Source organism: Flavobacterium bizetiae, assembly GCF_902804475.1.
Lineage (GTDB): Bacteria > Bacteroidota > Bacteroidia > Flavobacteriales > Flavobacteriaceae > Flavobacterium > Flavobacterium bizetiae.
This window is the reverse complement of the sequence record NZ_CADCSU010000040.1, coordinates 21,894-34,649: the sequence shown is the minus strand read 5'-3', so window position 1 is coordinate 34,649 and position 12,756 is coordinate 21,894. Positions and strand designations below refer to the sequence as shown.

The window sequence follows — 12,756 nt, the reverse complement described above, 5'->3', positions numbered from 1 at the left end:
AAATTGCATAAAGGTTGGTTTGACTTAATAATAAATTACCAGAATGATTTTCTTTTTAGAATTATCAATTTTCTTTTCGATGATTTTAAAAAACTTTTCATTTACCATCGGACATCCTAAACTGTTACAAATTGGGTTTAGCTGCTCTTCAAACGGAACATCTGCATATTTATGAAGTACAATATTTCGGTCGAAAGCATTACTATTTGTTTGGTCTAAACCGTATAACTTATAAGCTTTTCCAAATCTTCCCGAATAGGAACCGCCAATAGCATATTTGCCCAAAGAACTACAATTTGAATTTTTTACATTGCTAAATTTTAGCTTCCCGTAAATTCCGGTTTCAGAACCCGACCCGTGCCCAACCAAACCTTTATCAAGTACTTTTTTCTGTTTTAAATCATAAATAAAAAACCGGTTTTTTCCAGATTCAATCTTCATATCTAATAAGAAAACAACATCAGAATTGTATTTAGAAGTCTTCCCCAAAAAACTCCTGATCTCTGTTATCTCACTTTTTAGTTTCTCTTCGTAGGAGTAAACCGGTTTCGATTTTTTAATGATTTCCAGCTTTTCGTCTTTATTTCTGCAGGCAAAACTCAGGCAGATTATCCCTAGCGAAAGCAAAAAGAATAGTTTCTTTTTCATGTTTACGAACTGGTTTTATTTCTCAACCGTATAACCCTTTACTTTTGCAAAACCCACGATCGATGTATTGATGGCATTACCCAAATCATCTTGTTTCTTGGTTTTTTTAGTTTCGGCGTCAATAAATTGCTGACGTTTTTTACCCAATTCGCCAATCTCTTTCTGGATAGTTTCTCTTTCTTTCGTTTTTTGCTCTACAATTGTTTTGATTTCAGCCTCAGATTTATTCTGAAGTTCTGCCGGTAATTCTTCTTTTTTAATTTTAGAAATAGCCGTTTTATCATCTTTTACCTTGTCGACCAAATCCCAGCTTTCGTTTTTATAAACCGCTTTTGATTTACTTACCGCGCGCTCAGCATAATTAGAAGCAGAAACTCTTTGAGCATTTTTGTCCTGTGTTTCCTGATTCATTTTTTTTGCTGAACCTTTGGCTCCGTAACTAATATAGGTTTTGTTGATTTTTTCATTGCATTTTGTAATTTCTGCATCATATGGCGTAGCAATATATCGCACAGATTCATTAGAATCGATATTAAAATACTTTCCCTTTCCGTGCTCAGCGCCACTTTTCCATAGTTCATTTATGCCCTGGGTTTTGTCTCCGCAATAAATAGTATTCACATAAATACCGTTTTTTAAGGCATCGCTAATCACTTCTTTATAATTTATACCGCCCTGATTAAATTCTTCGTTTCCGGCAATATAAATGAGCTTCATATTAGTATTGTCTTTTGCCCATTTCAGTTTTTTGGTAGCATCCTGAATTACAGCTCCGCAATATTCATTGCCTCCATTCGTGCTTAGAGAAAAGAATTTTTCTGAAATCAGATCTAAATCTGTCGAAAGCGGTGCAATTTGTCTGATATAATTTGATTTTTTCGATAATCCATCATTTCCGTATTCATACAAAGCAATTTCAATATCCGGCGTTTTTCCGTCATATTTTAGAGTGGTCAGCGTATTTACAATATTCCAAAGTCTTGATTTTGCCTGATCGATCAAACCATCCATACTACTTGATGTGTCTAGTAAAAGTGCCACTTGTATTTTGGTATTTTCGGCTGCTATTGGTTTTTCGATTTCGGTATTCTTTTTAGAATTTGCATTCGAAGAATTGCAGCTCATCAAAGAAATTGTAGCGGCCAAAAGTGCTGAGATAAATAGATTTGATTTCATGATTTCGAGTTTTTAATTGTTGATTACAGATCAAACTTATAAACTAAAAAAGCACGTTTTTTAGACAAATGGTGAAACGGTACTTTCACTTGGTGAAACTTCTGTCAGATTAATTTTGTCTCACCGTATTCATATTCAGGGTTTTTAAATCACCATTTGGAGTAACCAAAATAAATTCTTTATCTGTTTTTGAAAAGGGTTTCTTTTCTCTGGTAATTGCTATTTTAACCTGATATTGTATTTGAATAACAGGTTCAAGTACAGTGGGATTAATTACAAAATCAAATTCTTTATTGAATATTGGTTGATAATAAAGAGTAATTGATTTGTTCAACTGATTTATGTTTGCTGCCTTTTTTAAGCTTAAAGAAGAACTATTGTAAGCCTCGTATGATTTATACATTTCTACAGGCAAGCTTACAAGGTAATCGTCGGTGATTTTTTTCTCAGCATTGATAAATGTTTCTCCCAGCAGTTCCTGATAGTTTTTTACTTTTTCCTGAACTAAAAGTTTTGCTTTAGTCATCATTTCTTTTTTAGCCGTTTCCAGTTCAGTTGAAAAATAATCAACCCGTACCAAATCGTATATTTCATAATTGGATAAAATGGAAATAAATTCATTAAGCTGAGCAGGATCAGCGAATTTTATATGAATGTTTTTCTTCAGTTCAAATCCTGCGGGAACTTCATTGTAAGTCTTTCGATTGAATACTTTTTTTTCTGTTTCGTATTCGTAAACCGGAACAAAAGAAATCATGTCAACAAAAGTTTCAACTCCTTTTTTAAGTTTGATTTCGTTTAATGACTGTGTAATCCTTTGGTCCATTAATTCATCTACCTCTTTAGTTGTTTTACCAGTTTGAGTAATGCTAAAGATTGCCGTATAAGCATCTGCCTTAATATTTGCAAGCCCTTTTACGCTTACAATAATATCGGTGTTTGAAGAGAAATTTATATCAATCGTATTGTTGTTATAAGATTGCTGATGCTGATAATTGATATTTCCGGAAGCTTGTGCCATTATAAAGGAAGAAAATAATAGCGTTAAGAATGTAAAGAATAGTTTTTTCATGATTATACTTTTTAAATTGATAATCAAATGTATTGATCGAAAAAACGTATTTTTGACAGAATGGGTAAACAGGTCGTTTGACTTGGTGAACGATATAGGATAGGAATTTGAAATTAGGTTACTTTACACTTTCAAAATAATGTATTTGTGAAACGTCATTTGATAATTGTTTTTAGTCTGTTTTTTTTATTGCTATTATTTCCACAACGAATAATAGCACAGGCTATTCCTATGCCGAAAAGCGAAAAAAGCAAACAGGTAAAAATTAGTAAAGCAGCCGAAGATTTATCTAATTCTTTGGATAAAAATGATGAAGGAAAAATTGCCGAGAATTACGAACAGTTGGCCAATGAATTTTTGAACAAAGGCGACAATGCAAAAGCCGAGGAATATTTTAAAAAAGCGCTCACGAGTTATACCAAACTAAAACGAGTTGAGGATAAAACCCGAGTTACCAGAAGTATTGCAAAAGTGCAGGAAAACCAGAAAAACTTTAATTCTGCAATTAAAAATTATGAAGCAGCGGGAGCAATTTCAAAAGATGTAAGGGAAGAAAAAATCAATTTAAACGATGCCAACCGATTAAAAACACAAGCAGCTCCGGTATCTCAGGCCGTTTATGTTGACTCGAATATTGAATTGCTTAAAAAAGAAAATAAAGCCGAAGAGGTTGCTGAAGCTTATGTACAGAAAGCAGAAAACTCACTAAAGCAAAAAGATAAAAGTGTTGCAATAGAAAGTTATAAAAATGCACTCGCTTACGCAAAAGACAAACCGGAATCTATAATTAAAATTAAGAATGAAATTGCGAATGTGTACGCCTCAGACAATCAGTTTGAAAAAGCAATTGGGATCAACGAAAAACTATTGGCAGAAGCCGTAACCAAAAATGATTTTAATACTCAGATCAAACAATTGCAATCGCTGGCAACACTTTATTTTAAAAAAGAGGAACCTAATAAAGCCTTAGTTTCATTAAAAGAAGCTTATAATTTAGCGTCTAAAAAAGGAAATTCGGCGGAAGCCAAAAATACTTTAGCAGCATTAGCAAAATATTACAAATCGAATGGAAATGAAAAAGAAAGTATGGCGCTTTATGAGCAATTCTTTCAAAACTTTGACGAGTTAATTCAGTCTGATACGACTTTGATCAACGCGAAAACCTTTCACGTTACAGAGGGAAAAATTCGTCAGCTTGAAAAAGAAAAATCATTAAAAGATGAATTAATTACAAAGAAAAACACCTTCAATTATTTTCTGTTAGGATCAATTTTATTGCTTTTGCTTTTATTCGGTTTTATTGTAAAAGCCTTGTACGCCATTAAAACCAAGAATAAAGAAATCGCTTTGCAATCGTTACGACGCGAAATGAATCCGCATTTTATCTTTAATAGTCTGAATAGTGTGAATCAGTTTATTTCTGAAAACAAAGAACTCGAAGCCAATAAATATCTGACATCTTATTCGACCCTGATGCGGGATATGATGGAAAACTCCAATAAAGATTTTATCTCACTGGATAAAGAAGTAGAACAATTAAAAAAATACCTTGATCTCGAGCATTTGCGTTTTCAGGATAAATTCGATTTTGAAATTACGGTAGATGATCATCTTGATGCCGAAAGTGTTTTAGTGCCCAATATGATTATTCAGCCACACTTAGAAAATGCTATTTGGCACGGTTTGCGTTATCTTGATAAGAAAGGTTTTTTAAAGCTTCACTTTAAACTTATTGCAGACAAAATTGTAGTAATTATTGATGATAACGGAATTGGTTTAACCAAAAGTCAGGAACTGAAAACAATCAACCAGAAAGTACATGAATCGCGTGGACTTAATAATACCAACGAACGAATTGGCCTACTGAACGAGTTGTATAAAAAGAATATTACTTTTGAAATTAAAGAAAAAGCATTGCCGGAATCCGGAACAATTGTTCAGATTGTTTTCCCGTTAATTGATAAAATATGATGACATTTCAGAAGATAAAAAGTGTAATTGTCGAGGACGAATTGGCGGCGCGCGAAGTGCTCAAGAACTACTTGAGTAAATATTGTCCGCAGGTTGAAGTGGTAGGTGAGGCGCAGAATATAAAAGAAGCCGTTCCGTTATTGCATGAAATTCAGCCACAATTGGTTTTTCTGGATGTCGAAATGCCTTTCGGGAACGCTTTTGATGTTCTTGAAGCGTGTAAAGATCTGCAGTTTGAGACCATATTTGTAACCGCTTTTTCTGAATATTCGCTAAAAGCTTTAAACCAAAGTGCAGCCTATTATTTACTAAAACCCATTAGTATCGAGGAATTGATTGTTGCGGTAAACAAAGTGCAACATCAAATTATGAATCATGAAATCTTTAACCGAAATAAAATTATAGTCGAGAATTTTCATGAATCAAAACCGGAAAAACAACAGGTAATATTACCAACGCTGGAAGGTTTTGAAGTGGTAAAAATGGAAGAAATTGTTCGCTTGCGCGGAAATGGAAATTTCACCGATTTGTATCTCAATAACGGAAATAAGAAAATGGTTTGCCGATTTTTAAAACACTTCTCGGAGATTTTGCCTTTGCCTTTTATGCGGGTTCATAAATCGCATATCATTAATATGAATTGCGTGAAATCGTATAATAAAGGCGGAATCGTAACGCTAAACGACGGAGCAGAAATCGAAGTTTCGCCTACTTATAAAGAAGAATTTCTAAAGAATTTTAAATAAGGTTTTTGTCGCGAATTTACTGAATTATTTTTAACGCAGATTTAAAATGATTTAAACAGATATGCGCAGATTAATTTTAATAAAAATCTAAAAGTAAATCTGTTCCAATCTGCGTGAAACAAAAAACCGTGCTAATCCGCGCTTTCACGAAGTGAATCCGTCAAATCCGCGTGCCATTTTTTTACCACGAAGACTTTAAGCCACAAAGATTTTCTTCTCATTTTATGTCATCCTGACGCAGGAAGGATCACACACGAAACTCGACAAAGATTGTGTTTTCGTTGCGGAGCATCTTGTGTGATCCTTCCTGCGTCAGGAGGACAATATTGACTTTGCGGTTAAGTTAGAACTATAAATCAAATTCCTCTTCCATTGATAAGGAATCATTTTTAACGGCAGTCGAATCCGGAGCTTTTATTCTGATTAAAGAACGTGCATTACCGGAGATATAAACTGGCTGTTGACCTATTGTATCTTCAGGAATTAAAAGACCACGACGAAACATTAAATTCTTTAAAAACTTCTGATTTTGTACTGCAAAGTCTTTCAAATTTCCCTGATCATTAAACTGATACATGAATTTTCTTGGTTTCGGGATAATAGTCGCCAGATACAAGCATTCATCCACATTTAAAGCCGAAGGACTTTTTTGGAAATAGAAATGACTGGCTTCGCCAATTCCGTAAACATTTGGTCCCCATTCTATAATGTTGAAATAAACCTCCAACATTCTTTCTTTGCTTACCACTCGATTGTTCTCCAAAATATAAACCAATAGAATTTCTTCAAGCTTACGCGAAAGCGTTTTTTCTCTGGTTAAGAAAACATTCTTAATCAATTGCATGCTAATAGTACTGGCACCGCGAGAGAATTTTTTGGTTCTGATATTCTTTAGAATAGATTGTTTAAAAGCTTCATTGATAAATCCGCGATGCGAGAAGAATGAAGGATCTTCCGTAGTTAAAACGCATTTGCGTAAGTAAGGCGAAATCTGATCTAACGGCGTATAATTAGGATTTGCGTTTCCTACTAAAACCGGGCGTTGCAATACATTCTGAATAATGGCGCGATAGACAAATTCACCATTTAATTTGTTTAGATCGGCTTCTCCGTATTTGGTAATTTTTAAATCTTCCTTATTCAGTTTACTATCAAAAACCAGCGTATTTGGTTTGTTCTTATTGAATTTGAAATCTAATTTATAATCGAAATTTCCCGTGGCTTCCATTCCCTGAAAATGCGTAAACAATCCGTCAGGCAATGAAACGATAAAGTCCTGCGCTTTCATTTTTGGGATATCAACTTTCAAAGTATAAATTGTGTCTTTTTCGGTGCTGTAGGAGATATAAGGCTTTACTTTTATCTTGTTCAGCTGGATGGTCGAAGTGCTGTCGATCGAAATAAAATCATCTCCTAATAAAAAGCGATAATCAAAACGTGCATTTTTAATGACAACATCTTTACTCGCAATTTTTGGATGGTTGATTTTTAAGTTGGTGATAGAAGTATAGCCGTCAATATGCAATTCGCTACCGTCTTTTTCGATGTTTTGAACGTTTAATCGAATCGAATCAAAACTTGCCTTTAGATTATAACGTTCGTCTAAATACGGAACGCGAATGGCTCCGGTATCTAAATTAAAGAAACGAATATCGGCTTTTTTATTTCTCGGGTCAGCAAATCCTTTTATGTTCCAGCGCTGATCAAAATCTTTGCTCTGAACATGAAGGTTGGTTTCGAGTTGTTTGTTGTCTAAAACCAGTTTATTGACCGCGACAGACGTTTTTTTGCCATTATCATCAATCTTGAAATTTAGATTTTCTAATTTCATATCTGTCGGAACCAGATTGAGTAATTTTGAAATAATACGATAGGCAAAAGTAGCGTACTTACGTTTTTCGTTTTTATCGGTATCGGCTTTGTCTTTCTTTAAAAAAGCATCAAAATTGCGGACATTTCCTTTTTTGACTAATTGAATATAACCGTTATTGACTTTTAAAGTTCCAATTTGTACATCTCCAATTAATAAATTCGATAAGCTGATGCTGGTTTCTATTTTTTGAATGTGGCAAAGTGTGTCCGCATTTTTAGGAACAAGAATAACATCGGTTAGTTTAATGCCCGACAAACCATCAAACGTAGCCGATTTTACAGAAAATGTACTGTTGTATTCTGTATTCATTTTAGTTTTTACCTTCGCGATAGCTTGTTTTAACAGCGAATCACGAAAAAAGTAAAAGCCTAAAAAAAGCACTACTAATACTATGACAAGTATTAAGAGTGCTTTATATATTTTTTGTTTTGGAAATTTCATAAATGGAGATTGGTATTCGAAATTTTTCGCTTTTCAAATCTAGTGTAAATTTAAATTTAAATTTATCAGCTTATAAAGTTTTACTTGTAAATTTTTTATAATGTTCTAAAGATTTGATTCTGTTGTTATTGTGTTTTTTGCTTTTTTTAATAATAGAAGAAATTTATGGTTTCGCGTCCAAATTGAGAAAAGCCGTAAAGTTTTACAATTTACACAATATATATTTGCTCATTAAATAATACTAAAATCAAACCAATGAAAATTTTTAAAAAAATTATGTTCTTGTCTTTTGCTATTTGTGCAATGGTGTTAGCGTCATGTAGTAGTAATGATTCTGATGATGAAGAAACTCCGGAAAGTCAGGAAGAATTTATCAAATTCACCTACAATGGGACAGTATACAATTTTGAGCCTGGCGTTATGTCTTCGTTAAACATGAATATTATGGGAAGTACGGGAATTGATAACACGTACAAAAAAATCTCATTATGGACGCCTTTGAATGTTACTAAAGGGAGTCATGACATTGTATATGATTTATCAAATATGGAGACTACTTATCAAGCGTCTTTTAGTTTTATGCCTGCAATAAAGAATGCGAATGCTAAATCTGGAAAAATAAATATTACCGCTGTTGATGATAAAATAATTGAAGGTACATTTACTTTTACGGGAACTTCAGGAGAACAGACATTTACTGTTACAGAAGGAAGTTTTAGAGTTTTAAGATAGTAGAAGTTACTTTATAAAAAAATCTCGCTCATGTACATTCATTAAATTGATGTTCGTGAGCGAGATTTTTTTAATATAATAGTGTGGTTTTATCCAAAAAGAATACCTGCCACATCTTCAATTTTGGCAACAAGCTCAATCTTGATTCCGGTGTTTTTTAAAGCAATTTTATTGTATTTAGACACAAAGATAGTCGTAAACCCTAATTTCTCGGCTTCCTGAATTCTCTGATCTACACGATTTACGGGACGAATTTCTCCCGAAAGTCCAACTTCACCGGCAAAACAGAAACCTTTTGTTACCGGAATATCTTCGTTTGATGATAAAATGGCGGCAACAACGGCCAGGTCAATTGCAGGATCATCAACAGAAATCCCTCCTGTTACATTCAAAAAGACATCTTTTGCGCCTAAACGAAATCCAGCTCTTTTTTCTAAAACAGCCAAAATCATATTTAATCTTTTGGCATTGTAACCCGTTGTGCTTCGTTGCGGAGTTCCGTAAACTGCAGTACTTACCAACGATTGTATTTCGATCATTAACGGACGCATGCCTTCCATAGTTGTAGCAATTGCAGTTCCTGACATTTCTTCGTCTTTGTGCGAAATCAATATTTCTGACGGATTAGAAACTTCTCTTAATCCGCTTCCTAACATTTCGTAAATTCCTAATTCAGCCGTAGAACCAAAACGGTTTTTTAGCGAACGTAAAATTCTATATACGTGATTTCGATCGCCTTCAAACTGCAAAACGGTATCAACCATATGTTCCAGGATTTTTGGTCCGGCGATGTTTCCATCTTTCGTAATATGTCCAATTAAAATAACCGGAATATTAGTTTCTTTCGCAAACTTGATCAATTCAGCGGTAGTTTCTCTAATCTGAGAAATACTTCCGGCGGTTGACTCTATATAATCTGTATGCAAAGTCTGAATCGAGTCGATAATGACAATTTCAGGCTGAATCGCTTCAATTTGTTTAAAGATATTCTGTGTTTTTGTTTCCGTAAGGATATAACAATTTTCGCTGGCTGGCGTGATTCTTTCGGCACGCATTTTTATTTGTTTCTGGCTTTCTTCACCGGAAACATATAAAGTTTTATAAGGTAATTTTAATGAGATTTGAAGTAAAAGTGTACTTTTTCCAATTCCCGGTTCACCACCCAAAAGTGTTAGAGATCCCGGAACAATTCCACCACCCAAAACACGGTTCAATTCGCCATCAGTAGTGTCCATACGGATTTCCTGAGTCGAATCAATTTCATTAATTTTAAGTGGACGCGGCGCTTTACCAGTTGGTGTTGGTTCGCTTTTCCAGGCCACTTTTTCCTGCTTTTGAATAATTTCTTCTGCAATAGTATTCCATTCTTTGCAGGCGTTGCATTGTCCTTGCCATTTGGCATATTGGGTGCCGCAATTCTGGCAAAAAAATGAAGTTTTAACTTTAGACATTATTTTCCTGTTTTTTCTAGTGTTTTCATTTGGTCGATTTTCTCGTACATCAAATCTTTGTTTAAATCGCCAATTGGCTCCATTTGCGAAGCATTTTGATATTTTTTTGAAGCTCTTTTAGGATCTCCCATTTTTTCATACATCAATCCTAATTCGTATTCTCCTAACATGGCTTTTGGATAATTTACATTTCCAATTTCGGCCATTTTGCCTAATTCATCATAAGCATTCTTTTTCAAAATTAAAGTTTCGATAACTTTAAAGTCGCTCATTCTTACCGGAATCTGAACTCCCAGAACTTTAGACATTACATTGTATTTGTTTTCCAGATAATCAGCATAACCGGTTTCAAGAATTGCAATTTTATTATTGTATTCAGCAGAGTTGATTGGTCTGTAAACTTCAAATATTTGATATAAAGCACTTGGTATCGCGTGTAAAACCTGCGTATAATGTGTTGTGCCTTTAAACAAATCGTATTTGTAATTTACTAACGGATTATTTGCGATTTTAATATTACTGTCTAATTTTTCTATAGGCTCTTTAATTTTTTTATTGTCTCCGTCTGCTGCAGATAAATAATAAAATAAAGGTTCTGTTAGTTTAGCAAGTTTCTCTGGTATTCTAACTTCCATTTTATTGGCCAATTCAGGGCTAAAAGAAATGTACGCATTAAAAAGAGGTTTTTCTTTATACAAATAGAAATTAATAAAACTTGCCGTTACATCATGTCCTGCAATAATTTTAAAAGGCGATGTACGGTATTTTTTTTCGATATAGGGTACTAACTCAGCTCCGATAAATTCAAAAAAGTCGGCTCCTTTTTCAAATGGAAGCCCGGTGCTTTGATCGACAGTTGTGTCGTCTTCGCGTTCGTCATTTTTATTTTGATGAACACCAATAATAATAACTTCAGGTAAATCTCCCCAATAAGAACCATAACTTAAAGCTCCTGAAAAAGGATCAAACAAATAATCGCCATCTAATAAGTATAAAACAGGATATTTTTTGTCGGGATTGGCTTCGTACGATTCAGGAAGTCCAATGGTGATTCTTCTTTCTGCACCAAGTTTTGCAGATTTGATGTTGTCGAATGTTTTCTGCGAAAAGACAGAAAAGGAAATTAAGGTAAGCAGTAAGTAAACTTTTTTCATGATTTGGGGCATTTCAGTGAATTAAAAAGTATTGAAATAGTGTAGCAATATAATACTTTATTTGCTTTTTTGTTACTGTAGGAATTTAAAATAAAGCAATGAACTTACGGGCTTAAATCTTTTTGATTTAAGCAAAAGAAATCTTCTTTGTTCAAAAATAATTTTGACAAACAGTGGTATTATTAAGGTGTAAAAGGAAAGCTTAAGTTAGCGAATTATCGTTTTCATTAGGGAAAATGATCCATGGTTTGAAGGTTTTTGCCTCTTCAAATTCCAAGGTTGCATAGGATATAATGATAATGATGTCGTCTTTTTGAACTTTTCTGGCAGCAGGTCCGTTCAGGGTAATTTCGCCTGAATTTTTCTCTCCCTTTATAGCGTAAGTTTCAAAGCGTTCGCCATTATTGATATTTACAATAGATACTTTCTCACCTTCAATAATGTTTGAAGCCTCGAGTAAGGTTTCATCAATAGTAATACTGCCAATATAATTTAAATCGGCACCGGTTACTTTAACTCGATGAATTTTTGATTTTATAACTTGAATTTGCATGCTGCAAAGGTAAATTAATTTAATGAAATGGTGTCAATCAACCTTATAGAATTAACAAATACCGCTATAAATGCACGGTAGTTTTTGTCTTTACTTTTATGATCGATAGGTAATAATGTAGATTCGTCAGCAATTACGAAATATTCTAATTCAAAACGCTCATTGTCTTTGAAAGAATTTTCGACAAATTGAATGGTTTCTTCCGGAGTACCGGTTTGAAATATTTCTCTGGCTTCTGTCAGAACTTTATAAATTATAGAAGCTTCTTTTCTTTCTTCAGGAGTTAATCGCTCGTTTCTTGAGCTCATCGCCAGTTGATTGTCTTCTCTGAAAATAGGACAACCCACAACATTTACAGGTAAATGCGTTTTTTCGACCATTTTTTTAACAATCTGCAATTGCTGAAAGTCTTTTTCTCCAAAATAAGCATTGGTTGGAGTTACAATTTCGAACAAACGTTTTACTATCGTTCCAACACCATTAAAATGTCCTGGTCTGAACTTGCCTTCCATTTGATTTTCTAATCCGTCAAAGTCAAAAGATTGCGATATGGTGTGTCCTTCGTAAATATCATCTACAGATGGAGCATAAAGAATCATTTTGTCACTTAAATTTCGCATTTTTTTTACGTCTTCTTCAAGTGTTCTTGGATATTTTTCAAGATCTTCAGGATTGTTAAATTGCGTTGGGTTAACGAAAATACTTACAACGGTGTCGTCGTTTTCTTTTATTGATCTTTGCATTAACGCCAGATGACCTTGGTGTAAAGCGCCCATTGTTGGTACAAATCCGATGGTTGAATTTGCGGTTTTGATAGTTTTTAAATAGGCTATCAAAGCTACTTTACCGTAGAAAATATGCATGGCAGTATTATTAAAATTTAGTGCAAACATAATATATTAGTTATAAACTGCATAAATTTTTGTAATTTTGCAACGT

10 protein-coding genes and 1 pseudogene are annotated in these 12,756 nt (G+C 33.8%); 3 read left to right on the top strand and 8 right to left on the bottom strand.

The annotated features are described in order from the left end of the window. Positions 1-24 precede the first annotated feature (24 nt). From FLACOL7796_RS03200 to FLACOL7796_RS03190, 3 genes are all read right to left on the bottom strand, one after another. Entirely contained in the window at positions 25-648 is a 624-nt protein-coding gene (locus tag FLACOL7796_RS03200; RefSeq protein ID WP_173969390.1) for a murein L,D-transpeptidase catalytic domain-containing protein, read from the bottom strand. A 15-nt stretch (positions 649-663) separates the two neighbouring features. Beyond that, entirely contained in the window at positions 664-1,824 is a 1,161-nt protein-coding gene (locus FLACOL7796_RS03195) for a vWA domain-containing protein (protein ID WP_173969389.1), read from the bottom strand. Between the two features lie 109 nt (positions 1,825-1,933). Then, complete coding sequence (locus FLACOL7796_RS03190; RefSeq protein WP_173969388.1) at positions 1,934-2,896, bottom strand: SIMPL domain-containing protein; 963 nt, start codon at positions 2,894-2,896, stop codon at positions 1,934-1,936. A gap of 231 nt (positions 2,897-3,127) precedes the next feature. Here FLACOL7796_RS03190 and FLACOL7796_RS03185 point away from each other — a divergent pair, with 231 nt between their 5' ends. Together FLACOL7796_RS03185 and FLACOL7796_RS03180 are read left to right on the top strand one after the other, a co-directional pair. Then, on the top strand, positions 3,128-4,867 hold the full coding sequence (locus FLACOL7796_RS03185; protein ID WP_232067275.1) for a tetratricopeptide repeat-containing sensor histidine kinase: 1,740 nt from the start codon (positions 3,128-3,130) through the stop codon (positions 4,865-4,867). Next, on the top strand, positions 4,864-5,613 hold the full coding sequence (locus FLACOL7796_RS03180) for a LytR/AlgR family response regulator transcription factor (RefSeq protein ID WP_173969386.1): 750 nt from the start codon (positions 4,864-4,866) through the stop codon (positions 5,611-5,613). Before FLACOL7796_RS03185 ends, FLACOL7796_RS03180 begins: the two co-directional genes overlap by 4 nt. 349 nt (positions 5,614-5,962) lie before the next feature. Here the strand turns inward: FLACOL7796_RS03180 and FLACOL7796_RS03175 are convergent, their stop codons facing one another. Beyond that, positions 5,963-7,927: a transglycosylase domain-containing protein gene (locus FLACOL7796_RS03175; RefSeq protein ID WP_173969385.1), complete on the bottom strand. Its 1,965-nt coding sequence runs from the start codon at positions 7,925-7,927 to the stop codon at positions 5,963-5,965. Positions 7,928-8,182: 255 nt separating this feature from the next. Between FLACOL7796_RS03175 and FLACOL7796_RS03170 the strand changes: the two genes are divergently transcribed. Further along, positions 8,183-8,659, top strand: coding sequence for a DUF6252 family protein (locus tag FLACOL7796_RS03170; RefSeq protein ID WP_173969384.1), 477 nt, complete (start codon positions 8,183-8,185; stop codon positions 8,657-8,659). Between the two features lie 89 nt (positions 8,660-8,748). On the opposite strand, the gene radA is transcribed toward FLACOL7796_RS03170, so the two are convergent. The 4 genes and pseudogenes from radA to panC form a co-directional block, all read right to left on the bottom strand. Then, positions 8,749-10,110 carry a DNA repair protein RadA gene (gene radA / locus FLACOL7796_RS03165; RefSeq protein WP_173969383.1) on the bottom strand — a complete coding sequence of 454 codons (1,362 nt, stop codon included), beginning with the start codon at positions 10,108-10,110 and terminating at the stop codon, positions 8,749-8,751. Between the two features lie 707 nt (positions 10,111-10,817). Further along, positions 10,818-11,264, bottom strand: a pseudogene (locus FLACOL7796_RS24880) (alpha/beta hydrolase); the annotation flags it as partial. Positions 11,265-11,466: 202 nt separating this feature from the next. After that, entirely contained in the window at positions 11,467-11,817 is a 351-nt protein-coding gene (gene panD, locus FLACOL7796_RS03155) for an aspartate 1-decarboxylase (protein ID WP_026727479.1), read from the bottom strand. 14 nt (positions 11,818-11,831) lie between these two features. Further along, positions 11,832-12,710: a pantoate--beta-alanine ligase gene (gene panC, locus FLACOL7796_RS03150; protein WP_173969381.1), complete on the bottom strand. Its 879-nt coding sequence runs from the start codon at positions 12,708-12,710 to the stop codon at positions 11,832-11,834. Positions 12,711-12,756: the final 46 nt, after the last annotated feature.

Bases quoted from the DNA above. Each gene is read 5' to 3' on its own strand.
- FLACOL7796_RS03200 (WP_173969390.1), bottom strand. From the start codon at position 648: ATGAAAAAGAAACTATTCTTTTTGCTTTCGCTAGGGATAATCTGCCTG.
- FLACOL7796_RS03195 (WP_173969389.1), bottom strand. From the start codon at position 1,824: ATGAAATCAAATCTATTTATCTCAGCACTTTTGGCCGCTACAATTTCT.
- FLACOL7796_RS03190 (WP_173969388.1), bottom strand. From the start codon at position 2,896: ATGAAAAAACTATTCTTTACATTCTTAACGCTATTATTTTCTTCCTTT.
- FLACOL7796_RS03185 (WP_232067275.1), top strand. From the start codon at position 3,128: ATGCCGAAAAGCGAAAAAAGCAAACAGGTAAAAATTAGTAAAGCAGCC.
- FLACOL7796_RS03180 (WP_173969386.1), top strand. From the start codon at position 4,864: ATGATGACATTTCAGAAGATAAAAAGTGTAATTGTCGAGGACGAATTG.
- FLACOL7796_RS03175 (WP_173969385.1), bottom strand. From the start codon at position 7,927: ATGAAATTTCCAAAACAAAAAATATATAAAGCACTCTTAATACTTGTC.
- FLACOL7796_RS03170 (WP_173969384.1), top strand. From the start codon at position 8,183: ATGAAAATTTTTAAAAAAATTATGTTCTTGTCTTTTGCTATTTGTGCA.
- radA (WP_173969383.1), bottom strand. From the start codon at position 10,110: ATGTCTAAAGTTAAAACTTCATTTTTTTGCCAGAATTGCGGCACCCAA.
- panD (WP_026727479.1), bottom strand. From the start codon at position 11,817: ATGCAAATTCAAGTTATAAAATCAAAAATTCATCGAGTTAAAGTAACC.
- panC (WP_173969381.1), bottom strand. From the start codon at position 12,710: ATGTTTGCACTAAATTTTAATAATACTGCCATGCATATTTTCTACGGT.